The 24,803-nt window shown below is 59.6% G+C and carries 16 protein-coding genes; 11 read left to right on the plus strand and 5 right to left on the minus strand.

Annotated features, from left to right (window positions below; translation table 11 throughout):
- Window positions 1–67: 67 nt before the first annotated feature.
- Both LPB072_RS10610 and LPB072_RS10615 read right to left on the minus strand, forming a co-directional pair.
- Complete coding sequence (locus LPB072_RS10610) at window positions 68–694, minus strand: response regulator transcription factor (protein WP_066087780.1); 627 nt, start codon at window positions 692–694, stop codon at window positions 68–70.
- A gap of 19 nt (window positions 695–713) precedes the next feature.
- Window positions 714–3,242, minus strand: a complete 2,529-nt coding sequence (locus LPB072_RS10615; RefSeq protein WP_066087777.1) for a PAS domain-containing sensor histidine kinase — start codon at window positions 3,240–3,242, stop codon at window positions 714–716.
- Between the two features lie 205 nt (window positions 3,243–3,447).
- On the opposite strand from LPB072_RS10615, the gene aceE reads away from it, so the two are divergent.
- From aceE to LPB072_RS10650, 6 genes are all read left to right on the plus strand, one after another.
- Window positions 3,448–6,150, plus strand: coding sequence for a pyruvate dehydrogenase (acetyl-transferring), homodimeric type (gene aceE / locus LPB072_RS10620; protein ID WP_066087775.1), 2,703 nt, complete (start codon window positions 3,448–3,450; stop codon window positions 6,148–6,150).
- 138 nt (window positions 6,151–6,288) lie between these two features.
- A complete protein-coding gene (gene aceF / locus LPB072_RS10625; protein ID WP_066087773.1) occupies window positions 6,289–7,932 on the plus strand; it encodes a dihydrolipoyllysine-residue acetyltransferase in 1,644 nt (547 codons plus the stop codon).
- A 12-nt stretch (window positions 7,933–7,944) separates the two neighbouring features.
- Window positions 7,945–9,786, plus strand: a complete 1,842-nt coding sequence (gene lpdA, locus LPB072_RS10630) for a dihydrolipoyl dehydrogenase (protein WP_066087770.1) — start codon at window positions 7,945–7,947, stop codon at window positions 9,784–9,786.
- 249 nt (window positions 9,787–10,035) lie between these two features.
- Window positions 10,036–11,352, plus strand: coding sequence for a PQQ-dependent sugar dehydrogenase (locus LPB072_RS10635; RefSeq protein WP_066087767.1), 1,317 nt, complete (start codon window positions 10,036–10,038; stop codon window positions 11,350–11,352).
- A 316-nt stretch (window positions 11,353–11,668) separates the two neighbouring features.
- Window positions 11,669–12,550: an EamA family transporter RarD gene (rarD, locus tag LPB072_RS10645; protein ID WP_066087758.1), complete on the plus strand. Its 882-nt coding sequence runs from the start codon at window positions 11,669–11,671 to the stop codon at window positions 12,548–12,550.
- A gap of 274 nt (window positions 12,551–12,824) precedes the next feature.
- A complete protein-coding gene (locus LPB072_RS10650) occupies window positions 12,825–15,806 on the plus strand; it encodes a transglycosylase domain-containing protein (protein WP_231943484.1) in 2,982 nt (993 codons plus the stop codon).
- A gap of 49 nt (window positions 15,807–15,855) precedes the next feature.
- Here LPB072_RS10650 and LPB072_RS10655 read toward each other — a convergent pair whose 3' ends face one another.
- Together LPB072_RS10655 and LPB072_RS10660 are read right to left on the minus strand one after the other, a co-directional pair.
- Window positions 15,856–17,655, minus strand: a complete 1,800-nt coding sequence (locus LPB072_RS10655; protein ID WP_066087752.1) for a TRAP transporter permease — start codon at window positions 17,653–17,655, stop codon at window positions 15,856–15,858.
- A gap of 89 nt (window positions 17,656–17,744) precedes the next feature.
- On the minus strand, window positions 17,745–18,701 hold the full coding sequence (locus tag LPB072_RS10660) for a TAXI family TRAP transporter solute-binding subunit (protein ID WP_066087749.1): 957 nt from the start codon (window positions 18,699–18,701) through the stop codon (window positions 17,745–17,747).
- A 346-nt stretch (window positions 18,702–19,047) separates the two neighbouring features.
- On the opposite strand from LPB072_RS10660, the gene LPB072_RS10665 reads away from it, so the two are divergent.
- Both LPB072_RS10665 and LPB072_RS10670 read left to right on the plus strand, forming a co-directional pair.
- Window positions 19,048–19,506 carry a hypothetical protein gene (locus tag LPB072_RS10665; protein WP_066087748.1) on the plus strand — a complete coding sequence of 153 codons (459 nt, stop codon included), beginning with the start codon at window positions 19,048–19,050 and terminating at the stop codon, window positions 19,504–19,506.
- Between the two features lie 239 nt (window positions 19,507–19,745).
- Window positions 19,746–19,946: an SDR family oxidoreductase gene (locus LPB072_RS10670; RefSeq protein WP_066087745.1), complete on the plus strand. Its 201-nt coding sequence runs from the start codon at window positions 19,746–19,748 to the stop codon at window positions 19,944–19,946.
- 161 nt (window positions 19,947–20,107) lie between these two features.
- On the opposite strand, the gene LPB072_RS10675 is transcribed toward LPB072_RS10670, so the two are convergent.
- On the minus strand, window positions 20,108–20,674 hold the full coding sequence (locus LPB072_RS10675; protein ID WP_066087741.1) for a C40 family peptidase: 567 nt from the start codon (window positions 20,672–20,674) through the stop codon (window positions 20,108–20,110).
- Window positions 20,675–21,024: 350 nt separating this feature from the next.
- Between LPB072_RS10675 and LPB072_RS10680 the strand changes: the two genes are divergently transcribed.
- The 3 genes from LPB072_RS10680 (at window position 21,025) to LPB072_RS10690 (ending at window position 24,724) form a co-directional block, all read left to right on the plus strand.
- Entirely contained in the window at window positions 21,025–21,879 is an 855-nt protein-coding gene (locus LPB072_RS10680) for a helix-turn-helix domain-containing protein (protein ID WP_231943541.1), read from the plus strand.
- 104 nt (window positions 21,880–21,983) lie between these two features.
- A complete protein-coding gene (locus LPB072_RS10685) occupies window positions 21,984–22,583 on the plus strand; it encodes an isochorismatase family protein (protein WP_066087735.1) in 600 nt (199 codons plus the stop codon).
- A 239-nt stretch (window positions 22,584–22,822) separates the two neighbouring features.
- Entirely contained in the window at window positions 22,823–24,724 is a 1,902-nt protein-coding gene (locus tag LPB072_RS10690) for a propionate--CoA ligase (RefSeq protein WP_066087733.1), read from the plus strand.
- The last annotated feature ends 79 nt before the right edge of the window (window positions 24,725–24,803 follow it).

Here is a 24,803-nt window from a genome sequence, read left to right on the forward strand (position 1 = left end):
CAGGAGTCTTGAAATGAAAACGCCCGCCGAAGCGAATCGGCAGGCGTTGGAACGGGTTTGTCGAAAATCAGGCTTTGGCGGTGGATTGCCCCAAGGCGATCTTCAGCAGATCGGCCACGGTGTTGGCACCCAGTTTTTCCATGATGTTGGCACGGTGGGCTTCAACGGTCTTGATGCTGATACCCAGATCGTCGGCGATTTGCTTGTTCAAACGGCCGGCCACGATACGCTCGAGAACCTGCGTTTCGCGCCCTGTCAATTTTGACAGGAGGGCGTCGCGACTTGCGGCCTCCTGGTGGGTGGCGAACGCATCTTTGGCTGTATCCAGCATGCGTTCCACCAAAGCCACCAACTGATCTTCCTTGAAGGGCTTCTGAATGAAATCCAGCGCACCCTTTTTCATCGACTCCACGGCCATGGGCACATCGCCGTGGCCTGTGATGAAGACGATGGGCAAAGGCGACTGGCGCTCCATCAACTTTTCTTGAAGCTCCATGCCACTCATGCCGCCCATGCGGATATCGGCGATCAGGCAGGCCACTTCGCGGGCATCGTAGCGGCTCAAGAAAGCCTCGGCCGACTCAAAGCACCTGACACGAAAGTCTTTGCCTTCCAGCAACCATTGCAAAGAATCACGAACCGCCTCGTCGTCATCCACGACGTATACGGTGCCCTTTTTGGGGATCAAGCTCATCTGTTTCCTTCAATGTCTATCAACGACGCGGATCAGAGCCTTGGATTGCTGTCTCGCTTTTGAGGCGCGACACCACTGGAATCCAGAAGCTGAAGCAACAGCCCTGTACCGACTCGCCATTGTAGATGTTCTTGACTTGCATCCGACCATGGTGCGACTCAACGATGCTGCGGCACAGTTTGAGGCCAATGCCCATGCCGCCGCTTTTGGTGCTGTAGAAGGCTTCGTAGATTCGCTCGATCATTTCATCGGGAACGCCACTGCCCGTGTCGCGAACCGAAAACTCCACGACGTCTTGGTCTGCTTCACGACGAGGGCCCACACGCAGCTCGATGTAACGCTCACTCTGGGAGCGGTTGGCGTGGGCGATGGCCTCACCGGCGTTCTTCAACAGGTTGATCAGAACCTGTTCGATCAGGATGGGGTCCACCATCAGGCTGGGCAGTCGGGCTGCCACATAGGGCGTCAACCGCACTTGCTGGCGGCGCAATTCGATATCGGCCAGTTCAATGGCGTTGTTCACCATTTGTGCCACATCTGATGGCGTGGGGTTGGGCTCGCTTCGTTTCACAAACGACCGAATGCGCTGGATGATCTGGCCCGCTCTTTGTGCCTGGCGGGCGGTTTTATCCAGGGCGGCCAGCAGCTCCTCGGTGGAGATGCGTTGCTCATTGACCCGGGAAATCATGCCGTTGCAGTAGTTGCTGATGGCCGTCAGTGGCTGGTTCAGTTCGTGAGCTACGCTGGACGCCATCTCGCCCATGGTGATCAGGCGGCTGGCCGTTTGCGCACGTTCCGCTTGTTGGGCCGCTTGGATTTCTGCGTTGCGGCGGGTCGTGATGTCGCTGGAGATCACCATTTGCGCCAGGCGCCCGTCAACCCAGGTGAGGTAGCGTGTGCGTACCTCCAGCCACCGCCCCAGATCCTCAACAAATACCTCGGCGTTTTCAGCGCCTGCATCGGTGAGTGCGTCGGTGGGCATGCCCGCAAAAGCATCAACAGCATCACCGTCATCGGGTACCGGGTTGGGTTGGCTGCTCGCCAAATCGAGCAGTCGACGGTGGCCATGGCCGCGTGTGCCAAACCACTGGCGGTACAGCTTGTTGGCAAACAACACTTCGTTGCTGCCCAGCGGTGCCACGGATACAGCGGAGTCCAGGCTTTCCAGCACGGTGGTGAAGCGTTCGTAAGAGGCGGACAGCTCTTCCCGTATGCGCTTGGGCTCGGTGATGTCGGTCATCGAGGTCATCCAGCCGGTCTGGTTCTGATTGGGGTCGATCAGCGGCGAGACGTACATGCGCGCGTCGAAGATGGTGCCGTCGCGCCTTTGCACCCTCACTTCAAAGCCTCCCGGTGTTGACCGGCCGTTGAGTTCGTCATCAAGGCGGGAGGTGAGGTATTCGTATTCTTCTTCGGGCCAGTAAGGGAAGGGTGCGGTTCGGCCAACCAGTTCGGGTTCGGTCCAGCCGGTCATGAAGCAAAAGGCCGGGTTGACGTAACTGATTCGCCCTTGCAGGTCCAGCGCCCTCATGCCGGTGAGCATCGAGTTTTCCATGGCGCGTCGGAAGTTGGTTTCGGCTATCAAGGCTTGCTGGGCTTGCACGCGCCGGCGCGTATGGCGCCAGGTGCCCAGCAGCATCCAGACGGTCAGGGCGCTCAATGCGCCAATCACCCAAAAAAAGCCGTTGCCCACAATGTCCTGAGAGGTGCGGTACCCCTGTGCTTTGAGCAAAAGGCCATTGCCCACAGGTGAAACGGGCACTTCATGTTCCAGCGGTGGAGCGCTCCATGGCAGCAGCCTTTGCACCGCGCTGGGCGATTGCAGGCTGCCGGACAACACCCGCTCTCGATCGTCCATGAGCGCCACGGCATAGCGCGACATGATCTCTGGAGGCACGCCGAACCGCATCAGCCCATCAATCGCATATTCACCCATGACGGTTCCTGCAAAGCGGCCTTGTTCGCTTAAGGGTACCTGCAGCATCAAGGTGGCCAGACGCGGTTCTTCACCCATCGGGCGGGAGTAGATCGGTTGCCGAAGGTCCCTTGCCAGTTCAAACGATCCGTCCGTCTCATTGGCAGCGAGCGTGGCTCCGGGCTGCCGCTGTGCAGAAAGGGGTGCGCTGGGTGAGGCGTAGGAGGCCAGGATGTTGCGCCGGGCATCAACCCAGTTGATGGCGATCAGTTCGGGAAACTGGCTGATCAACGATTCGGCCTGGAACTCGAACTCTTCTGTGCTGATTTCTTTGTTGTCCACCTCGCGCGCCAGTCGCATGAGCTGTTCCTGGCGTTCAAGTAGGCGAAGGCGCAAACGCTGTTGTGCATATTCAACATCGCGGGTGACGGCTTCTTGTTCGCGGTCGATCTCTTCATAGCGCAGGTAGGCGATGGCCACGACGATGGCACACAGGAAGAGGAGGACAGCGAGCAGGGGGCCAAGCGTGGCGAACCTGTCTTGCCGTGACGGGGGGAGCTTGCGCCACCACCGTTTCCACCAGGTCGTGGCTTCGCGAGGGCGTTGTGGCGGCGGGGTGGGTTCTCGTGTCATCGGGGTAGCAGTCTACGTGAGGCTGCCCTGCGTTTTTGCGTGTTCTGGACATGCCATTTCAATTTGCTATCAATCCTGATTGTAGTTTTGCAATATGAAATCGTATGGCACATATTGAAATTTGAGAAAATTTGTGGAAAAATTCACCCTGGCGCGAATAGGTCGCTTTAACCTAGCGCTTAAACAACCCCATAGGAGACAAGACATGACAGCGACTGAGGCGCCCAACGGCAGTGGAGCCGGTGATCTGGACAGCCAGGAAACAAGGGAATGGATGGAGGCGTTGACCGCCGTGATTCAGCGGGAGGGCCCAGAACGCGCTCACTTTTTGCTTGAGCAACTGCTGGAGGAAGCCCGGCAAAACAGCGTGGACCTGCCGTTTTCGGCCAACACCGGCTATGTGAACACCATTGAGCCAGGGCAGGAGGCGCGTTCGCCAGGCAATCTTGAAATCGAACAGCGTTTGCGTGCCTACATGCGCTGGAATGCCATGGCGATGGTGGTCAAGGCCAACCGCGCCAACCCGGCCGACGGTGGCGATCTGGGTGGCCACATTGGTTCGTTTGCCTCGCTGGCCAGCCTGTTTGGCGCCGGGTTCAACCATTTCTGGCACGCTGAGAGTGAAAACCATGGTGGCGACTGTCTGTTCATTCAGGGCCACGTTTCCCCGGGCGTGTACGCCCGCGCCTACATGGAAGGCCGCTTGACCGAAGAGCAACTGCTCAACTTCCGCCAGGAAGTGGATGGCAAAGGTCTGTCCAGCTACCCGCATCCCAAGCTGATGCCCAATTTCTGGCAGTTCCCCACGGTGTCCATGGGCCTAGGCCCGCTGAACGCCATCTATCAGGCGCGCTTCCTGAAATACCTGCATGCCCGTGGTATCGCCAACACCGAAAACCGCAAGGTCTGGGTGTTCTGCGGCGACGGCGAGATGGACGAAGTGGAGTCGCTTGGCGCCATTGGCCTGGCTGCCCGTGAAAAGCTGGACAACCTGATCTTCGTGATCAACTGCAACCTGCAACGCCTTGATGGCCCTGTCCGCGGAAACGGCAAGATCATTCAGGAGCTCGAAGGCGAATTCCGCGGTTCAGGCTGGAACGTGATCAAGCTGATCTGGGGCAGCCAGTGGGACCCGCTGCTCGCTGCCGACAAAGACGGCGCGCTGCGCAAGATCATGATGGAATGCAACGATGGCGACTACCAGGCATTCAAGGCGAACGATGGTGCCTACGTGCGCAAACATTTCTTCGGCCGCGACCCGCGCACCCTGGAAATGGTCGCCCACATGACCGACGAGGAGATTGGCGACCTGCGCCGCGGCGGCCACGACTCCAAGAAGGTCTATGCGGCCTTTGACGCGGCGGTGAAAACCACCGGCCAGCCAACCGTGCTGCTGATCAAGACCGTCAAGGGCTTTGGCATGGGCAAAGTGGGTGAAGGAAAGAACACCGTTCACCAGACAAAAAAGCTCGGTGCCGAAGACATCAAGTTTTTCCGCGACCGCTTCAACATCCCGATTCCCGACAGCCAGCTGGATGAACTCCCGTTCTACAAACCGGCTGATGACACGCCGGAGATGCGCTACCTGCATGAGCGGCGCAAAGCGTTGGGCGGCTACCTGCCGCATCGCCGCACCAAGGCCGACGAGAGCTTCAAGGTGCCACCGATCGAGACTTTCAAGGCCGTCATCGAGCCCACCGCCGAAGGCCGCGAAATTTCAACAACGCAGGCCTATGTGCGCTTCCTGACGCAGTTGCTGCGTGAAAAAGAGATCGGCCCCCGTGTGGTGCCCATCCTGGTTGACGAAGCGCGTACCTTCGGGATGGAAGGGTTGTTCCGTCAGATCGGTATCTACAACCCGGCAGGCCAGCAGTACACCCCGGTCGACAAAGACCAGGTCATGTACTACAAGGAAGACAAGGCTGGCCAGATCCTGCAAGAGGGTATCAACGAGGCCGGCGGCATGAGCAGCTGGATCGCGGCCGCAACGAGCTACAGCACGAGCAACCGGATCATGATCCCGTTCTATGTGTATTACTCCATGTTCGGCTTCCAGCGTATCGGCGATCTGGCCTGGGCGGCAGGCGACATGCAGGCGCGTGGTTTCCTGCTCGGCGGTACCTCGGGCCGCACCACGCTGAACGGTGAGGGTCTGCAGCACGAAGACGGCCACAGCCACATTCTGGCGGGCACCATTCCAAATTGCATTTCTTACGACCCGACGTTTGCGCACGAAGTCGGCGTGATCCTGCACCATGGCTTGAAACGCATGGTGGAATCGCAAGACAACGTTTTCTACTACCTCACGCTGCTGAACGAAAACTACGCCATGCCTGGCCTCACGCCTGGTACCGAAGAGCAGATCATCAAAGGCATGTACCTCTGCAAAGAAGGCGCCAAGCTGACGCCGCGCGTTCAACTGCTCGGTTCGGGCACGATTCTGCGCGAGTCGATCGCAGCACAGGAATTGCTGGAGAAAGAGTGGGGCGTGGCTGCCAACGTCTGGAGCTGCCCAAGCTTCAACGAACTGACCCGCGACGGCCAGGACGCTGAACGCTGGAACCTGCTGCATCCGCTGGAGAAGCCGCGCGTGTCCTTCGTGGGCCAGCAACTGGAAAAGCACACCGGCCCGGTGGTCGCATCAACCGACTACATGAAGGCCTATGCCGAGCAGATTCGCCCGTTCATTCCCAAGGGTCGCACTTACAAGGTGTTGGGCACCGACGGTTTTGGCCGTTCCGACTTCCGCGTCAAGCTGCGCGAGCACTTCGAAATCAACCGCCACTACATTGTGGTCGCGGCCTTGAAGGCTTTGAGCGAAGAGGGCACCGTGCCAGTGGCCAAGGTGGCCGAGGCGATCAAGAAATACGGTATCAAGACGGAAAAGGTCAACCCGCTCTACGCCTGAATTTGACTCCCCCCCCGCAGCGCCCTCGGCGCTACCCCAACGGGGGGGGCGAAGCTGGCTGAATGGCAGTGCCAGATCGGCGGCTTCCCTGGTTAAAAGTAGGCGCTTGGCGCTCTGAATATCTGATTGGAGACAAACATGGCATTGGTAGAAGTAAAGGTCCCGGACATCGGTGACTTCGACGAAGTGGCGGTGATTGAATTGCTGGTGAAGGTGGGCGATACGGTCGCTGCCGAGCAATCGCTGATCACGGTGGAGTCAGACAAGGCTTCAATGGAAATCCCGTCCAGCACGGCGGGCGTGGTGAAAGAACTGCGCGTGGCCATAGGTGACAAGGTGAAGGAAGGTTCGGTGGTGTTGATGGTGGAGGCGGCTGGTGAGGCCGCCGCCGCGCCAGCGCCAGCCGCCGCCGCTGCGCCGGTCGCAGCCCCGGCGCCTGCGCCTGCTGTTGCCGCCGCCGCCGCCCCGGCTGCGAGTGGCCCGGTGAATGTGATGGTGCCGGACATCGGCGATTTCAAAGACGTGGCCGTGATCGAGGTGCTTGTCAAAGTGGGTGAAACGGTCAAGGTTGAGCAGAGCCTGATCACTGTGGAGTCAGACAAGGCATCGATGGAAATCCCGTCGAGCCATGCTGGCGTGTTGAAAGAGCTCAAGGTCAAAGTGGGTGACACGGTCAACATCGGTGACCTGCTGGCGGTGCTCGAAGGCGTGGCCGGCGCGGCAGCGCCTGCAGCCGCTCCTGCTGCGTCATCGACGCCAGCCGCAGCGCCGGCTCCAGCGGCTGCCGCTGCGGCACCCGTTGCCGCCAGCGTAGCTGCGCCAGCTCACAACCCGGCAGCAACGCCTGCCGTGGGTCTGCCCCATGCTTCACCTTCGGTGCGCAAGTTCGCCCGCGAACTCGGCGTTCCGCTGGCCGAAGTGAAAGGCTCTGGCCTCAAGGGCCGAATCACGGCGCTGGACATCCAGGAGTTCACCAAGTCCGTCATGAGCGGCGCGGCGCAAACGGTGGCTCAAGCCGCCAAGGCGCCTGCCGGTGGTGGTGGTTCAGAGCTGGGCCTGATTCCTTGGCCCAAGGTGGACTTCACCAAGTTCGGTCCGATCGAGCGCAAAGAGATGAGCCGCATCAAGAAGATCAGCGGCGCCAACCTGTTGCGCAACGCGATCATGATTCCGGCCGTGACCAACTTTGATGACGCCGACATCACCGATCTGGAAGCTTTCCGTGTTTCCACCAACAAGGAAAACGAGAAGAGCGGAGCCAAGGTCACCATGCTCGCTTTCCTGATCAAGGCCTGCGTATCGGCGCTGAAGAAATTCCCCGAATTCAACAGCTCGCTGGATGGCGATGCCTTGATCTACAAGCAGTATTTCCATATCGGTTTTGCCGCCGACACGCCGAACGGCCTGGTTGTTCCGGTCATCAAAGACGCCGACAAAAAGGGCGTGATGCAGATCAGCCAGGAAATGGGCGAACTCGCCAAGAAGGCACGCGATGGCAAGCTGGGTCCGGCCGACATGAGCGGCGCCTGCTTCACGATTTCTTCGTTGGGTGGCATTGGTGGGCGTTACTTCACGCCCATCATCAACGCTCCCGAAGTGGCCATTCTTGGTGTTTGCCGCAGTAATATGGAGCCTGTGTGGGATGGCAAGGCCTTTGTTCCGCGTCTGATGTTGCCGCTGTCGTTGACCTGGGATCACCGCGTGATCGACGGCGCGGCTGCCGCCCGATTCAACGTTTACCTCAGTCAAATCCTCAGCGACTTCCGTCGCGTGATGCTGTAAAGGAACGCAACAATGGCACTCATTGATATTCAAGTTCCAGATATCGGCGACTTTGATGAAGTGGCGGTGATCGAGCTGCTGGTGGCGGTAGGCGATACGGTGAAGACCGAGCAAAGCCTGATCACTGTGGAGAGCGACAAAGCCTCGATGGAAATTCCTTCGTCTCATGCGGGCGTGGTGAAAGCCGTCAAGGTCAACATCGGTGACAAAGTCAAGCAAGGTTCTGTGGTGTTGTCGCTGGAAGCGTCGGGCGAGGGCGCTGCGGCTGCCCCAGCGCCTGCTCCGGCCGCCGCACCTGCCGCTGCCCCAGCCGCTGCCCCAGCCGCCGCTGCTTCCGTGGTGGCGCCAGCCGCATCCAGCTTTGGCGGCAGCGCCGATGTGGAGTGCGATCTGTTGGTGCTCGGCGGTGGTCCCGGTGGCTATTCCGCCGCTTTCCGCGCTGCCGATCTGGGCCTCAAGGTGGTGCTCGTTGAGCGCTACGCGACCATTGGCGGTGTTTGCCTGAACGTGGGTTGTATTCCATCCAAAGCGCTGTTGCACGTGGCTTCAGTCATGGACGAAGTGAGCCACATGGCCGATCTGGGCGTGGAATTCGGCGCGCCCAAGGTCGACATCAACAAGCTGCGCACCCACAAAGAAAAAGTCATTGGCAAGCTGACTGGTGGCCTGGCCGCCATGGCCAAGATGCGCAAGGTCACCATCGTGCGCGGCTACGGATCTTTCGTGGGCGCAAACCACATCGAAGTGGAGGAGACCACTGGCACGGCGCAGGAAAAGACCGGCAAGAAGCAGGTTGTGGCATTCAAGAAGTGCATCATCGCAGCGGGCTCACAGGCCGTGCGCCTGCCCTTCATGCCCGACGATCCGCGTGTGGTCGATTCGACCGGCGCCCTGGCGCTCAAGGATGTGCCCAAACGCATGCTGATCCTGGGTGGAGGCATCATCGGCCTGGAAATGGGCACGGTTTACAGCACGCTGGGCGCCCGCCTTGACGTGGTGGAAATGATGGACGGTCTGATGCAGGGCGCTGACCGGGATCTGGTGAAAATCTGGCAGAAGATGAACGCCAAGCGCTTCGACAACATCATGCTCAAGACCAAGACGGTGGGGGCCAAGGCCACGCCCGAAGGCATTGAGGTATCGTTCGAAAGTGCCGAACCGGGCGGCAAAGCGCCTGAGCCACAGGTGTACGACCTGGTCTTGCAAGCCGTGGGCCGCACGCCCAATGGAAAGAAGATCGCCGCCGACAAGGCGGGCGTGGCCGTGACCGATCGCGGCTTCATCGATGTCGACATCCAGATGCGCACCAACGTGCCCCACATCTTCGCCATCGGCGACATCGTGGGCCAGCCCATGCTGGCGCACAAGGCGGTGCACGAGGCGCATGTGGCGGCGGAAGTGATTGCTGGTGAACTGCAGGGCAATGCCGAGCTGGCATCTGCGGCGTTCAACGCCCGCGTGATCCCCAGCGTGGCCTACACCGACCCCGAAGTGGCGTGGGTGGGTCTCACCGAGGACCAGGCCAAAGCCCAGGGCATCAAGGTCAAGAAGGGCCTGTTCCCCTGGACGGCCTCGGGCCGCGCCATCGCCAATGGCCGCGACGAAGGCGTCACCAAACTGCTGTTCGATGATTCCCCCGAGGCCCATGGCCACGGCAAGATCCTGGGCGGCGGCATGGTCGGCACACACGCTGGCGACATGATCGGTGAAGTGGCCCTGGCCATCGAAATGGGCGCTGACGCGGTGGACATTGGCAAGACCATTCATCCGCACCCTACGCTGGGCGAGAGCATCGGTATGGCGGCGGAAGTGGCGCACGGGTCTTGTACCGATTTGCCGCCGAGCAAGAAGTAAGCGGCTTCTAGGGCCCCAATCGAAAAGGCCCGGACCGGCAACGGTTCGGGCCTTTTTTCTGTCAGCGCTACTGGGTTGATGGATTGATGCGCAAAAGATCGCCGTCGGCAAGCTTGCTGGACCAGGCGCCACGACCGATGGGGATACATTGCGGCCGCACCCACCGCCATTTGCCCGCTGGCACGACAATCAGCGCAACTGGGTGGCGCAACGTTGTTCGCCCAGCGAACCCGGATGAGGAACATTGCAATGGTTTTTTACGATGTGTTGGCGAAGGTGGTGGCGCTGGTGGGTGCGGGCGCTGTGAAGTGGCGCAGCCTTCAGGGTGAGGCAGACCCTCCGGCGGTGGGTGACGCTCCACAGATTCCTATAGGACGCCCTCAAGGGAGCATTCCCACATTGAAGATGCCCACCGCCCGCGGATGGGCGCCGGGTCAGTTGCCGGTCGCAGCTCCCGGCCTGACGGTCAACGCCTTTGCCACGGGGCTGAAGCACCCACGCTGGATACTGGTTCTTCCCAACGGCGACGTCACCGTGGCCGAGGCTTTGCAGTCCGGCGGGAAGCCCCAGACTTTGTTTGACCATGCGATGGTCGCCACCATGCGCCGCGCGGCGGCCTTCGGCGAAAGCCCCAACCGCATCACGCTGCTGCGCGATGCCGACGGCGATGGCGTTGCGGAAGAGCGGCATGTTTTGCTCGAACACCAGAAGCAGCCTTTTGGCATGGCGCTGTTGGGAAACACCTATTACGTTGGCAACACCGACGGTGTGATGGCGTTTGAATACGCCAACGGCGCCACGACGATCAGCGGTCCAGGGCGGCGGTTGACCACTTTCAAGTCCGACGGCCACTGGACGCGCAGCTTGCTGCCCAGCCCCGACGGCCAACGGCTCTACGTCGGCGTCGGCTCGCTCACCAACATCGCCGAAGGCGGCATGGAGCTGGAGGAGGGTCGCGCCTGCATTTACGAACTGGATCTGCAGACCCACCATTGCCGGGTCTTTGCCGACGGTCTGCGCAACCCTGTGGGTCTGGCCTGGGAACCGACGACCCACCGGCTCTGGACCGTTGTCAACGAGCGCGATGGCCTGGGCGACGAGACGCCGCCCGACTATCTGACGTCGGTGGCAGACGGTGGCTTCTACGGTTGGCCGTATTGCTATTGGGGCAAGACAGTGGATGACCGGGTGCCACAGGACGCGGCCAGGGTGGCCACCGCGGTGACGCCAGACTATGCGCTGGGTGGGCACACGGCGTCGCTGGGTTTGTGCTGGATGCCCGCCGGCACGTTGCCGGGGTTCGATGTCGACGGCATGGTCATTGGCCAGCACGGCTCATGGAACCGCAGCACGCTCAGTGGGTACCGGGTTGTATTCGTCCCATTCGCCAACGGCCGACCCGCAGGCCCGCCGCGCGACATACTTTCCGGCTTTCTGGCGCCCGACGAATCGGTGTCTTACGGCCGGCCTGTGGGCGTGGCGATCGGGCCGGACGCACACTCTTTGCTGGTGGCGGACGATGTGGGCGACGTGATCTGGCGCGTGGCCGGCGCCTCAAGCCGATAGAGGGCGGTCTGCAATGGCTTGTTTCTCCTGAACAGCCTCAGGACAACGGGTTTGAGGGTTCTGCCCAGACGCGTGTATCGGGGTACATCGACCTGCTCAATTTATAGGCACCCTTCGCCAGGCCAATGGTGACAAGCCTTTGCGGGGTTGTTCACGGGCTTATCCACATGGTGGTGCACATTCGGCGGGCACAACTTTTTGCTATCAACCTGTCCCCGACAATGGACCTTGACGCCGAGGGTTTTGGCATCTGTTTCGATAGCCAGCTTTTGCCAAGCCACCGCATGTCAATCACTTCTTTTGAAAGCGCCTCTTTGTGTTGAAAGGAATCCTTGCGTCCGTTATGGCTTCGGTCTTGTTTGGCGGCATTTACTACCTGTCTCCTATGCTGATGCCGTTGGACGGAGAGCAGATTTTTGGCTGGCGCGTTGTCCTTACCTGGCCCTTCACAACTGTCTTGCTGCTGTGGCGGGGTCAGGGAGGGCGGGTCGCTGCTTTGCTGGCGGGCGTGCGTGCCAGTTGGGCCTACGGAGCGACGTTGCTGGTCTGCGCAGCATTGCTGGGATTTCAACTGTGGCTGTTCATGTGGGCGCCTTTGCATGGCCGGGCTTTGCCGGTGTCACTAGGCTACTTTCTGTTGCCGTTGGTGATGGTCTTGACTGGGCGCCTGGTTTTTCGTGAGCGTTTGTCGACCGCGCAAAAACTGGCCACCGCTCTGGCCGCAGCAGGTGTGGCTCACGAACTCTTGCGCGTCGGAGGGCTTTCGTGGGAAACCTTGGCGGTGGCATTGGGCTATCCGCTCTATTTTGTGTTGCGTCGCCGCCTGGGCGCTGACCATCTCGGTGGCCATTGGCTGGATATGACGCTGCTGGTACCAGTTGCCCTGTGGTTCATGTTGCGCACGCCTTCCAGTTTGTTGCACCTGGATTCACATCCGGTGTTGTTTGCCTTGTTGCCAATGCTGGGTGTGTTGAGCGCGATGGCTCTGGCGTTGTACATGGCTGCCAGCCGCTGGTTGCCATTGGGTTTGTTCGGGTTGTTGACTTATGTTGAACCGGTGTTGCTGGTGATGGTGGCGCTGCTGTTGGGCGAGCGCGTGGTCCCAGAGCAGTGGATGACCTACGGGCTGGTTTTTTCGGCTGTCGCGTTATTGGTGATCGAGGGTCTTCGCCAGATGGCCAAAGAGCGCAAGGCGTAGCCATCGGCCCGCAACCATGGGTGCGTACGCCTTGTACCCGCTTGACTCTGGGAGATCCGGGTGCCCCCGGAAGGGAAACCTGATTAGGGCAGGGGGATACACGCCGGCCTTGACGCATTGTTCACATCAGCAGACATGTTGCGGTGCACAATATTGACCTATCGGGTGAAGCCGTCCTGGCTTCTTTCAGTCTCAAGTCGCGTGCAGGTAAACAATGACAAGTGTTCGGGAAAAATGGGCGCGCTTCCTTTTTTGGTTCAAGCTCACGTCGGCCATGCTTTTGGTGCTCGTGATCGCGGGCTTCTCCTGGCTGGTGGCGCAAGAAGTGCGCACCTCGGCGTATCAGGCCCGCTACTTTTCCGGGCTGGCAAACAACGCGCAATTCGCGCTCGGGGAGGGTGCCAGCCCCGCCATTCGATTTCCGGCCAGCGCCCCGTTTGACAACCGCTTGGGCTATGCCAAGCTGCCCCTGTTTTCAGACCGGCTGGCTCAACGGGGCTTTGAGATTCGCCAGCAAGCCAGGATGTCGCCTGGCATGTTGGATGTGGTCGATCAAGGCTACTTCGCGCCTTACCAGGAAAAACTGCAGGGTGGCTTGAGCATTCAGGACTGCCGTGGCGAGTCGCTGTTCCTTCAGCGCCAGCCGGAGAGGGTCATCCATCGGTTTGAGGATCTTCCGCCGGACTGGGTGGCCACCTTGTTGTACATCGAAAACCGCGAGTTGCTGGATACCGCTGAGCCCAAGCGCAATCCTGCAGTGGAGTGGGACCGTTTTGCGCTGGCTGTCTTCAGCGTGGTCAAACCAGGGGGCGCAAGCGGTGCGGGTTCACCCGGTGGCAGCACCTTGGCCACACAAATCGAAAAGTACCGCCATACGCCGGGCGGGTTCACGGCCTCCGTAGGCGACAAGCTTCAGCAAATGGCATCGGCCAGCTTGCGGGCGTACCGTTTGGGTGAAGACACGACCGAGGCGCGTCGGCAGTTGGTGGTGGCCTACCTCAACACCATGCCCTTGTCGGCCAAGGCCGGTTTTGGTGAGGTGCATGGGATCGGCGACGGGTTGTGGGCCTGGTACGGCCGCGATTTTCCAGAAGTACAGCGCATCTTGAAGGCCGCCGGTGCATCGGCTGCTGATGACCCGGCCACAGCCATGCTTTACAAACAGGTTCTGAGCCTTTTGATTTCCCAGCGGCGTCCTTCGCATTACCTCAATGCCCCGGTCGCTGAATTGGAAACCTTGACCAACCAGCATCTGCGGTTGCTGGCGAATGCGGGTGTGATTTCAATGGCCATGCGCGATGCAGCATTGGGGATTCCATTGACCCGTCGCAACACCCGGGTACCCCCAGCTGAAGGGGACTTTGTTGCGCAAAAAGCGGCCAACGCTGTGCGTACGCAGTTGTCGGGGTTGCTGGGTAACAGCCTCTACGAACTGGACCGGCTGGATCTCGCTGTGCAAAGCAGCTTTGATACCGCCGTTCAAAACGATGTGACCCGCTTTTTGCGCCGGTTGCGCGATCCAGAGCAGGTCAAGGCACTGGGTCTGGACCGCAAACAAATGCTGGGCAAGGGCCGTCCGCAAGATGTGGTCTACAGCTTCAATCTGTACGAGCGGGGTCAAACGCGCAACTTGTTGCGGGTTCAGACCGATAACCTTGATCAGCCGTTGAACATCAACGATGGCAGCAAGCTGGATCTGGGCTCGACAGCCAAGTTGCGCACGCTGGTGACCTACCTCGACGTGGTGGATCAGCTGCACAAACGTCTGGCGGGGATGGACGCCAGCCAATTGCGCGAGCAACGCCCTGACCGCAAAGACGCACTCTCGTTGTGGGCGGTCGACTATTTGCTTCACACACAAGACAAGTCGCTGCGTCCCATGCTGGATGCCGCTCTGGAGCGGCGCTATTCGGCCAACCCGAACGAAGTGTTTTTCACAGGCGGCGGCGAACACCGCTTCAACAATTTCAGCCGCACGGACAACAACAAAGTCATGTCGGTGCAAGAAGCGTTGCGAAACTCGGTCAACCTGGTTTTCATCCGGTTGATGCGCGACATCGTGAACCACAACATGTTCATGGTGCCCGGATCGTCTGCGCAAATTTTGCGCGATGCAGAGGACCCCAGGCGCACGGCCTACCTGGAGCGCTTTGCCGACCAGGAAGGGCAAATCTTCATCCGGCGGTTTCTGGGCAAGTACCAGGGCAAAACCACGCAAGAGCGGCAGGCTTTGCTGCTTGATGGCTTGCGCACCAACACATCGCGATTGGCGGCCATCCATCGAACGATCGCACCGGAGGCGTCACTGGCCGAGTTCAAAGCGTTTATCGAAGGTGCGCGTCCGCAAGACAAGGAAGCCAGTGACAAGCGTCTGGACCGGCTCTATGAGCAATACGCACCAGCTTCGATGTCACTCGCTGACCGGGGCTACCTGGCGGGCGTGCATCCGCTGGAGCTGTGGCTGGTGGGGTACCTGTCCAAGCATCCACAAGCGACTCAGGGACAGGTAATGCAGGCCAGCGCGGCTGAGCGGCAGGCGGTGTACGCATGGTTGTTCAAGACCAGCCGCAAGGGTGCGCAGGACAGGCGGATCCTGACCTTGCTGGAGGGTGAAGGTTTTCTGGAAATCCACCGCCAATGGGCGAGCATGGGCTACCCATTTGGCTCGCTGGTGGCGTCGTATGCAACGGCGCTGGGCGCCTCGGCGGACCGGCCAGGCGCCCTGGCTGAACTGATGGGTATCCTGGTGAACGATGGTGTTCGACAGCCCAATGTTCGCACCCTGGATCTGCATTTCGCTCAAGGCACACCTTACGAAACCCTTTTTCAGCCACGCTCGGTGACGGGGCAGCAGGTATTGGCACCCGAGGTGGCGCAGGCTGTTCAAGCGGCGATTCGCGGTGTGGTGGAAGAGGGAACGGCCCGACGGGCACTGAATGCATTCGTGCGCTCGGATGGCACGGGTATTCCAGTGAGTGGTAAAACCGGCACCGGCGATCAGCGGTTCAACACCTATGGTGAAAACGGTCGTTTGCTCAACTCGCGCGTGGTCAACCGGTCGGCCACCTTTGCATTTGCCATTGGCGAGCGTTTCTATGGAACGATCACCGCGTTTGTGCCGGGGGAAAAAGCCGCTGGCTACGACTTCACCAGCGGATTGCCTGTGCAATTGCTCAAACAAATGGCGCCGCAGCTCATGCCCTTGCTTGATGCCGAACCTGAAGACCCCAATGGCGGGTCGACTTGCCGCAGCTGAACTGCTGCACAGGCGCCGCCTTTGCAAAGTGCGTGTGGCCGGTGGTTGCTCAGGTGGCCGCCGTGCTCATTGGCACGAACAGCATCAGCAGGCCCGCAGCCAGAAACCCCAGCTGGGCGAGCCAGCGGCGCGCAGCGATCAATCCGTAAGACACCAGCGCGAGTGCCGCCCCCACTTTGAACATCGCTAAGAGGGCCCAAAACGGGTGTGCATCAAGGGCGATAAGGTCGGGGTTGGCGATCATGCCCAGGGGAATCAGGTAGAGCCCAACGCCCAGCTTCATGGCCGTGCCGGCCACCTTCAGCCAGTTTTCTTCAACCATACCCGCCGCAATGAACACAGCGCCGCAGACGGGAGGTGTGATGGTGGAGAGCAGGGCAAACCAGAACACGAACAAATGGGTTTGCAGTGGTTCCAGGCCCAAGGCGGTGAGGGCGGGACCAGCCACCGAGACACAAATCACGTAGGCCGCTGTGGTGGGTACCTCCATGCCGAGCAACATGCAGGCCAGGGCCGTGAGCAACAAGGCGGGCCACAGTGACTGCCCTGAGAGACTCAGAATCACAGAAGTCACCTTGACCCCCAGCCCGGTCATGCCGAGCACGCCAACAATGATGGACGCACACAAAATGATGGAAGCAATCACTGCGATCTGCTGACCAGCCGTACGGGTCGCCGCCACCAGACGGCTGGCGGTGCGTTTGGCATCAAAGCGCAAATCAGCGCCGGTGAGCAGCAGCAATGCGCCCACCAGAATCGCCATGCAGGCCGCGTATTGCGGCGTGTAATCGGAAACAAACATGCCCCACAGCAACGTGGCAAAGGGGAAGAAAAAGAAACTGGTGGTCAAGGCCACGGCTTTGAAGCTGGGGCGCTGATCAGCAGGCAATGCGGCCAGTCCGAGCTTGACGGCATAGGCGTCAATGCCGATCCACACGGCCGCGAAATACAAAATGGCGGGCAACAGGGCTGCGGCCATGATGCCGGTGTAGGGAACGCCCGTGAGTTCCACCATCACGAAAGCGCCCGCGCCCATGAGCGGCGGCATGATCTGACCTCCGCTGGAGGCGACAGCCTCAATCGCTCCAGCCAGGCGGCGCGGGTAACCCAGGCGGGTCATCGCGGGCAACGTGATCGCGCCGGTGGACGCCACGTTGGCCGATGCCGACCCCGAAATGGATCCAAACAAGGCCGAAGAGATCACCGAGACCTTGCCTGCGCCACCCCTCAGGTGCCCAGCGGCGGCGGAGGCGAGGTTCATGAAACCCTGGCCGGCTTCTCCAGCGTTGAGCACGGCGCCGAAAATCACGAAGATGGCGACGATGCTCACCGACACGCCAGTCAGCGAGCCCCAGATGCCGCCCTCGGCGATGGTGAGGGTGCCCAAGAAGCTGTTCAGGGGCATGCCGGCGTATCCGAATTCACCGGGAATGTGTTCCCCCAACAAGCCATAGGCCAGCGCCAGTGCCGCGACCATGGGCAAAGGCCAGCCAATCGATCGGCGTGCCATTTCCAGTACGCATACCAGCAGCACACACGCCACAACCACCTGGCCTTGCCCCGCCAGAGAGCCGTATTGATCGCCCAGGGTGCTTTCGTTGAATGCGATCCAGGTGGCTGCGGCCAACCCCGCTGTGCCCAGCATCCAGCCGCTCACCGTCAATGCCATTGAGCGGCCAGGGGCCATCAGTATCCAGGGCACGGCCAGCATCAAATGGATAGGGCGGCTGACCAGGTTGGGAACCAGTCCGGAGAAAACCAGCCACAGATGGAAGGCAATGGAGATCAGGCCAAGCAAGGGCCAGACGCTATCGATGATCGATGGCTTTTCGGAGGGGGTGGTGTTCATGGATGGCAATGTCAATGAAAGCAGGGAGCCAGCAAACGCTGGCTCCCTGCCGGGTCGCGGCACTCGCCGCACACAAATAAAGCGGAAGATCAGCGCTGCTGATCACCCACTGCCATCTTGGCTTCGGTGTAGTAGCGCAGAGCGCCAGGGTGGATCTTGCCTTCGATATTGGCCAGCATGTCGCCATTCACACCTTTCCACCAAGGGGCAGAGGCAGCCATGCGATCGCGTTGGCTCCAGAAGGCTTTGGTCAGCGCATAGGCGGTGTCATCACTCATATCGGTGGTGGCGTATGCAACCACTGGCAGCGACGTTGTCACCACATCGGTTTTCTGGCCCGAATAAGTGCCAGCAGGGATCACCAGGCGGGTGCGGCTGGTGGCCTTGATCTGCTCTTCGCTCAAGGAAAGCAGCGTCACGGACGAGCCTGCGGCCGCTTCGATCACATTGGGCGCAGGGTAAGAGCCGGCGGTCACAAAGCCGTCAATTTGTTTGTTCTTCAAAGCCGCCACGGCGTTGTTGAGTTCGGCGTTGGACAGCGAGACTTTGTCTTTCAAACCGAACAGCTCCAGATATTTCGCTCCTTCGCTGGCACCAAAACTGCCCTTGCCAATCAACAGGTTCTTGCCCGCAAGGTCTGAAAAAGCCTTCACACCGCTGTCTTCGCGCACCACAAAGTGCATGGTCAGCGAGGGGATTGGGAACAGCGCCCGGATGTTGTTGAACTTGGGGTTGGCCTTGTCTTTGAAAGGACCTGAGGCGGCTTGCGCATTCCCCACCAGGGCCGGCGGCGTGGTGAACACATAGTTCCCGCCCCGGGTCGCCGATTCGGCCACGTTTTGTACTGACCCCTGGCTTTCTTCGATCGTGACGATGATCTTGCCTTCGGATGCCGTCTTGACGGCTTCGGCGATTTCGACCCCCATCTGGTAATACGACGAGCCAGTTTTCGCCGACTTGTAGGTGACGCGGGTCTGGGCCGAGGCGTGGGTGGCGCCAAGTGCGAGGCAAAGGCCGGCGGCAAGGAAAGAAAGGCGATGCTTCATGAGGGTGCTCCGTGGATCAAAAAACGGGTCGGGGATTTGAGGTGCTCACCAAAGAGTGAGATCGGATGGGTGTGAACGGAGGTCCGCGCTTGGGACGCTGGTTCGACGGTAGCCGATTGTGCCCTCGAGCGCCTCGGTAGCGCCTTGGTATTTGCACCAAGCGTCGCCAGCCCACGCAAACTGGGCCAGGAAAGGGGTGCCGAAGTAGTGCGTTGGCACTATTTGTAAGGGCTTGTATTTCTCCTCAATCCCCGCCTTTTTTGGTCGAAACGAGTGGTGTCTGCATTGGAAACGACCTGCGCTAACCAGCCTGTTGACTAAATCGCCACATTTATTAGGGACCACCATGAAAAACGCCAAAAAAGCCTTCCTCCTCCTGTCCGTGATGGCCCTGGCCGCTTGCTCAACGCCAATGCCCGTGGCGCAATCGAAAGCCACGGCGGCAGCGCCCGTGGCGAGCGTGACGCAATTCGCGAACCCAGAGGTCAATGAGGCCGCCGGCGCTTACGTGACCCTGTACAAAGAGACCATTGAAAAGAGTGTGCAAGAGCGCCGCTACCAAGGAGAGCTTGCCTATCGCCATCTGAGCGCAGAGGCATGTTTCGATAGCCGGGCCAACCGCTTGCTGGCGCGTGAAGTCACCGCACAGGAAAAAGAGACGTTGATGCTTTCGCACGTTTCGATTGACAAGCTCAAAGCCTATCAAGAGCTGGCGAAGGGGTATTTCCCCCGCATCAACGGCATGGAACTCTTCACCTGCGATCGTGCTGGGCTTCGCGTGGCACTGAATTCTGCGAAGTACTGACAGATCCTTTCCCTGGACAAGAAAAGCCTGACCGTTGCTGGTCAGGCTTTTTCGTTTGAATTCAATCTATTCAGGCAATGGCAGCAGCCACCACCGTGTCTCCTCCCATTGCCGCCTGTTCCGCCGGCAAGCCAGCGATCGACCGTTTGAACAGGGTTTGCGCCATGGCGTTAGGGAACCCGGGCTATGTCGTGTGGAAGAACTGTCCGTAGCCGGGCCTTGCCCCCACCAACACAGGCATGAAGCTGGTCGCTGAAGTGATGTCGGCTGGCCAGTTGGCGTCGCCCAAAGCGCCCGTGGGTGCCACTGTTGAGCCAACCCTGCATGGGCGCCTGGGCGCGGTGGAAGACATGGCCGGCGCCGTGGCGTTCCTGTGTTCGGATGCCTTCCGCTCCATCACTGGAGTCGGGTTACTGGTTGATGGCGGCATGGACCTGTAAGCCAGAGGTGGTCTGGCAAAAGACGTTTTGTCTGAAATCCGAACTGGGCAGACGGCCAATGGCCGACGGCAATTCGAATGCAGATGGCACAAAAAGTGAAGCTGGTGTTCATGAACCGGCGGGGTTCACCAGCGGCTTGCGCTGCCGTTTCAACGCAGTGTTCAGCGCGCAGAGATTTCGGCTGAACTGCCGGTCATCGGGACCCGTCGAGCGCCATTGAAACGTGTATTCCAATATGACGTGCGCATGTCTTCAATGCGTACCTGGGCCCCGGTTCGGGGGGCGTGGATGAATTTGCCTTCGCCCACGTAAATGCCGACATGGCTGAAAGCCCGGCGCATGGTGTTGAAAAACACCAGATCACCGGGTTTGAGCTCGCTTCGGTCGATGGTGTCGGTGACTGCCGCTTGGTCTGCCGCGCGGCGAGGCAAAATCTTTCCAACGGTTTCTTCGTAAACCAGCCGCACCAGTCCGCTGCAGTCGAGGCCTGTTTCGGCATCATTCCCGCCATATTGATAAGGAACGCCAAGAAGGCCCATCGCACTGGTCACGAGTGCGGAAGCGCGTTCGCTGACGTTGTTTTTTGCCTGGCTCAAACGTGAGCCAATGGCAGACATGAGTCCTCGCTCTTTCAGCAGGTTCTCCATTGCTGCGTAGTCGGGTTGCGTGGGCGCTGCATGCGCCCAAGCGCAAGCGCTCAGCAAAACAATGGTTACATACTTTTTCATGGTTGAGGAGATTATCGGCGAGGTTCGACCAAGTCAAGTGAAGAAACGGTCATAGAAGCTTGATTTTGGATGAGATTTTGATTAAGTCACGAATGGGTACCGTGGTTGGGGAGATGGTCGTCACGGTTTGTTGCCGGATCTTGCCCATCGGCGTGGTGACGCAACTGCCATGGCGGGCGCCTTGAGCTGGGATTCATTTGTCCGGCCCGTGTTGATTGCGTGTGCGGGATCGATGGACTGGCCTTCAAATACGGCTGGCCGTTTGCCGCAGTGTTTTGTATGGAAAATGCACTTCATTCATTTATTTAAACAAGGTTCATTTGGAAAAACTGTGAACAGTCTGTTTGCGGGTGTTCATTTCTTTGATTGAGAGAAAATCCATGACCGTACCGTTAGATGCCATCACACCAGTGCCGGGGCCAGTTGAGCGTGAAAAAGCCAAGGCACGCGAACAGGGTCGCCGCGAGCGGCAGCAGCGCACTGCCGCCATGCGTCGCCAGCATTTGCTGGACGTTGCATGGGCACTTTTGGTTGAGGGCGGACCACATTCTTTCAACATGCGGGATTTGGGGGCGAGGGCTGGCTACACGGCCGGAGCGTTGTACAGCTACTTCCCAAGTCGAGATCATTTGATCGGCGAACTTCGGAGACGCCTGCTGCGCTCTCTTTCAGACCGGGTTGGACGCACATTCAAACAGGGCAAAAAGGTCGTTGCAGTCGACCAGCAGCGGATCGAGACAAAAGCGTGGTCTGGAGAACCGTTGTCGGCAGGCCAACATCAGGAACTATTTGATCGCTGCACGCTGACCTGGTGGCAGGTCTTGTCCAGTGATCCAAATGCCATGACTTTGCTTCTGACTGGACATCGCAGCAATGTCGCTGAGTGCCGGGGCCAGGTTTCGGACGATGCGCCCAGGGATTTGCTGGTCGAGTTGTCTGAGGCTACCCAGGCCTGTACGCTGGCGCTTGAAGAGGCTGGTTTTGCCTCGGCCGAAGCATTGGCTGTTCAACAACAGATCCTGTGTTTTGCTGTGGGGCTTCTGGTGGCGCAGCCATCGTGCCTGTCAACACCGGGTGGTCGCAAGGCCGCGTCGCGTCGTTTTGCGAATGTGGTGCGGGCTTTGCTCGGGAAGGCCCCTGGCGAAGAGAATGGGGGGGGCGGCGAATGCACTGAGGCTGAAGGTGCGCAGGTGAATCTGTTTTGACTGCCGCCGTGAGCCACCATCGCAGCCGAATTTGATGCTGCGTCAGCGGCAATGGCACCGCCTTGATCGTGCCCCCTTTTGTTTGACTGTTTTGAAAGATCGCTATGTTGCTTGAAGTTTCCGATTCCCAGTTGGTTCTGGTGGATTACCAGTTGCGTTTGATGCCCGCGATTCATGATGGCCCTCTGGTGCTGGCCAATGCTTTGAAGTTGGCACAAGCGGCTCAGATCCTGCGTGTCCCCGTGTTCGGTACCGAACAGAATCCTGAGCGACTCGGCACCAACGACGAGGCGCTTCGTGCACTGTGCCAAAGAACCTTGGCAAAGATGAGTTTCAGTGCGGTTGAAGTCGGGCTGGTTGATTGCCTGCGCCCACCAGCGCGACCGGTTGGAGGCAATGCCCGCAGTTTGCCCAAGCATTTGCAGAAGCCGCAGGCGGCCCATGAGCGCAATACGGTTGTGATCGCTGGTTGTGAAGCCCATGTGTGCCTGCTCCAAACGGCATTGGAGTTGACGGAGCAGGAGATTGACGTGTGGGTGGTGACCGATGCCTGTGGGTCGCGCACAGAGCGCAACCGCGATGCGGCGTTTGACCGTCTGGCAGGGGCGGGTGCCGAATTGGTGACCACTGAAATGGTCTTGTTCGAGTGGCTGCGCACGGCGGAGCATCCTGCATTTCGTGAGTTGCAGGCACTGATCAAGTGAGGTGAAGATGTGGCGCGTAGGTGATTGGCGATGGTTTCAGCGCTTGGCGGTGGGTGTTTCTGCGATAAGGATTTGGCTTGGTGCGCCTGGCTCATGTGAGTCAGGCCGGTAAATTGCCGTGCGTCAGGCTGTCGCAAGCCAGCGAACCATAATTATGAATTCAGTTTGCGCTGAGCGTCCAAAGAAGCCGCACAGGCGCAAACGCCGCGCACAGACCAATTCCACCCTGGAGACATCCCATGAGTCAGCAACAAAATTACGCCGATTTTCACCGCCGTTCCATTGAGGATCGCGATGCATTCTGGAATGAACAGGCCCAGTTGATCGATTGGAAGCAGCCGTTTTCAAGGGTGTGTAACTACGACAACCCACCTTTCGCTCGCTGGTTTGAAGGGGGGCTGACCAACCTGTGTCACAACGCGGTCGACCGCCATCTGAAAGATCGGGCTGATCAGAATGCGCTGATTTTTGTGTCGACCGAGACCGACGTTGAGCATGTCTACAGTTTTCGCGAGTTGCATGCAGAGGTGCAACGCATGGCGGCCATCTTGCAGGCGCAGGGCGTCTCCAAGGGCGACCGGGTCCTGATTTACATGCCCATGATTCCTGAGGCGGCCTTTGCCATGCTTGCATGTGCCCGGATTGGGGCCATTCACTCGGTGGTGTTTGGCGGCTTCGCCAGCCACTCGCTGGCCAGCCGCATTGAAGACGCTTCCCCCGTGGCCATTGTCAGCGCGGATGCGGGATCGCGCGGTGGCAAGGTCGTGCCATACAAGCCATTGCTTGACGAGGCGATTCGGCTCTCTTCCCACAAGCCGGCCAAGGTGGTGATGGTCGATCGTGGACTGGCCGGGTTCGAGAGGGTAGAGGGCCGCGATGTGGACTATGGCCAGGCGCGTATAGAACACATGGAAACGGTGGTGCCCTGTGAGTGGGTAGATGCCACCCACCCAAGCTATACGCTGTACACGAGCGGCACAACCGGCAAGCCCAAGGGTGTGCAGCGTGACACGGGCGGATACGCTGTGGCGCTGGCGGCGAGCATGAAACACATTTACATGGGTGAACCTGGCGAAACCTATTTTTCAACCAGCGACATTGGTTGGGTGGTGGGGCACAGCTACATCATTTATGGCCCGCTCATCGGCGGTATGGCGACCATCATGTATGAAGGACTGCCGATCCGACCCGACGCAGGCATTTGGTGGAGTCTGGTCGAGAAATACAAGGTGTCGGTGATGTTCAGTGCGCCCACAGCGGTGCGTGTCTTGAAGAAATACGACTCTTCTTTCATCAAAAAGTACGACCTGTCCAGTCTCAAGGCCCTGTTTCTCGCTGGCGAGCCGCTTGATGAGCCCACCGCACAGTGGATTTCGAGCGAACTTGGCAAGCCCATCATCGACAACTACTGGCAAACAGAAACCGGCTGGCCCATTCTGTCCCTGTGCAATGGGGTCGAAAAGGCCGACAGCAAGTTTGGCTCACCAGGCAAAGCGGTATACGGCTACAACGTGAAACTGCTGGACGACCAGACGGGCGAAGAGCTGAAGGGTGGCAACCAGAAGGGGGTGGTCGCTATTGAAGGCCCGCTGCCACCCGGATGCATGCAAACGGTCTGGCAAGACGACGACAGGTTTGTCAATACCTACTGGTCCAGTGTGCCTGGAAAGATGGTTTACAGCACCTTTGACTGGGGCATTCGTGATGACGACGGCTACTACTTCATCTTGGGACGCACCGACGATGTGATCAACGTGGCCGGCCACCGCCTTGGCACCCGCGAAATTGAGGAGAGCATTTCCAGTCATCCCCAGATCGCCGAGGTGGCCGTGGTCGGTGTGGCCGATCAACTCAAGGGACAGGTTGCCATGGCGTTTGCCGTGCTCAAAGATGCTTCTCTGTTGACCGACGAAGCGGCGCGCCTGAAGCTTGAAGGCGAGGTGATGAAGATCGTGGACGGTCAGCTCGGGGCTGTGGCCAGGCCTTCTCGCGTTCAGTTCGTCAATGTGTTGCCAAAAACGCGCAGCGGCAAACTGTTGCGCCGGGCGATTCAGGCGGTATGTGAGGGGCGCGATCCGGGTGATCTCACCACCATGGACGATCCTGCGGCACTGCAGCAAATCAAAGATCTGCAGGCTTGACCGTGTCGGGGCCTGCCAATGTGGGTGAACCCTCGGGGTTTTGCGCATGGGCAGGGCTACACTTTGTAAGTATGATGCA

The sequence above is a fragment of the Hydrogenophaga crassostreae genome (genome assembly GCF_001761385.1).
Taxonomy (GTDB): Bacteria; Pseudomonadota; Gammaproteobacteria; order Burkholderiales; family Burkholderiaceae_C; genus Hydrogenophaga; species Hydrogenophaga crassostreae.